1 protein-coding gene is annotated in these 369 nt (G+C 59.1%); it reads right to left on the reverse strand.

Features of this window, described 5'->3' with window-relative positions:
- A partial coding sequence (locus MXD62_RS10440; RefSeq protein ID WP_248829122.1) for a branched-chain amino acid ABC transporter permease occupies positions 1-369 on the reverse strand: 369 nt, incomplete at both ends.

A 369-nucleotide genomic window follows, 5' to 3' on the forward strand; every position in this document is an offset into this window, starting at 1 on the left:
AAAGGAGTAGCTGCCAAGCGTCGGCGGCGAGAGAATCATGCCCGCCGTTCCGCCGGTCAGCGCGTTCCAATGGTTCATGGCGTACAAATTGATCACTTGCGCTGCCAAGGTGGCCATGGCCAGATACAGCCCTTTCAACCGAAGGGAAGGAATTCCGAACAACGCTCCGACCAGTGCTGTGACAATGCCGGCCAGCGGCAGCGAGACCCAGAAGCTAAGCCCTAGCGTCGTGGTCAAAATGGCGGACGTGTAGCCACCGACGCCGAGAAAAGCGCCGACCCCGATGGAGATCTGCCCCGTAAAACCGGTCAAGATATTTAACCCGATCGCGCCGATGGAGGCGATTGCACACAACACGGCCAGACTGGT

The sequence above is a fragment of the Frankia sp. Mgl5 genome (genome assembly GCF_023242985.1).
GTDB classification, from domain to species: Bacteria; Actinomycetota; Actinomycetes; order Frankiales; family Frankiaceae; genus Parafrankia; species Parafrankia soli.